The 1,359-nt window shown below is 49.9% G+C and carries 2 protein-coding genes; both read left to right on the plus strand.

What is annotated here, in order from left to right:
• Positions 1-337, plus strand: a 337-nt coding sequence (gene tnpB / locus B879_RS20770) for an IS66 family insertion sequence element accessory protein TnpB (RefSeq protein WP_083847975.1), incomplete at its 5' end; no start/stop codon positions are given.
• A gap of 176 nt (positions 338-513) precedes the next feature.
• Positions 514-1,359 (plus strand): IS66 family transposase (locus B879_RS20775; RefSeq protein ID WP_040401520.1); only part of this gene is annotated, 846 nt, incomplete at its 3' end.

Raw genomic sequence — 1,359 nt, forward strand, 5'->3', positions numbered from 1 at the left:
TCTGGGTTCCTCGCACAGCTATTACCTTTACGGCAGTCCTGTGGATATGCGCAAAGGGTTTGACGGTCTGTGCGGTCTTGTTCGGAATGAGCTGGACAGAGAGCCTTCTTCAGGTGAGGTATATGTTTTTCTCAACAGGAACAGGAACCTGCTCAAGCTGCTCCACTGGGAACGGGGTGGTTTTGTAATCTATTATAAGCGGCTTGAAAAGGGCACCTTCACACCGCCGATGGGACTTTCAGGTTCAGGGACTGTCCGCTGGCCAGACCTGGTGCTGATGGTTGAGGGCATAGAGGTTGAAAAATCCAGGCAGAAACCCCGTTACCAAAGGGGCTGACCCCTCTGTTCTGATTGAATACGGGTCAGTCTTTTTGGGGGTAAGGGGCCTGTATGTGCATTCAGGGGGCTTTTTGGCCCGGGGAGCGGAAAATCAGTTTTTCTGCAGACTTATTCACACCCCGGTGTGGGAAAATAATGCATGGAAGTTGTCACAGGACACCTTATTTTTAGGCCATGGACAGTGGAATGGAACATCTTTCAAAGCAACAGCTCATCGCCCTGATAATGGAGCGTGAAAATGCTATTGAAGAACGTGACCGTGTCATCCGCGAGAAAGAGGTATATGAATCGCAGCTGCTGTCCCTTATTGAAAAGCTCAAAAGAATTGCCTTCGAGCAGAAAAGGGAGCGGTTTGAGGGCAATAAAGACCAGTTGTCCCTGCCCTTTGAAACAACATCAGGGCAGCAGGAACAACAGCAGGAAGCTTTCGGACAGAAGATAGAATACACCCGGAAGAAACAGTCCTCCTCACACCCGGGACGTGCCACACTGCCGGACCATCTGCCCGTAGAAGAGATTGTCATCAGACCTGAGGGCGATCTCAGCGGTATGGTATGTATCGGCAGAGAGGTTACTGATGAACTGGAGTATATTCCGGGAAAATATATCATCAAAAGATATATCCGTCTGAAATATGCCCCCAAAGACAAAAACAGTGAGCAGGGAGTGCTGATAGGGAATCTTCCCGAAAGGATCATAGACAAGGGCATTCCCGGCCCCGGTCTTATAGCAGGTATCCTTACGGATAAATATGAAGACCACCTGCCGCTTTACAGACAGATGCAGCGGTTCAAACGGGAGAACATAAAAATAGCCCCCTCAACCATCGAGGGATGGGTCAGGCAGGCACTCGAAAGGCTGGAACCCTTGTATGACTGCCTGCTTGAAGACACCAAAGCGATGGGCTATCTTCAGGCGGACGAGACAACCATCAAAGTCATGGACAGTGCCAAAAAGGGGACATGCCATCTGGGCTATTATTGGGTCTACCATAACCCCCTGGAAAAAACCGTGCTGTTT

The sequence above is a fragment of the Cecembia lonarensis LW9 genome, from assembly GCF_000298295.1.
Classification (GTDB): domain Bacteria; phylum Bacteroidota; class Bacteroidia; order Cytophagales; family Cyclobacteriaceae; genus Cecembia; species Cecembia lonarensis.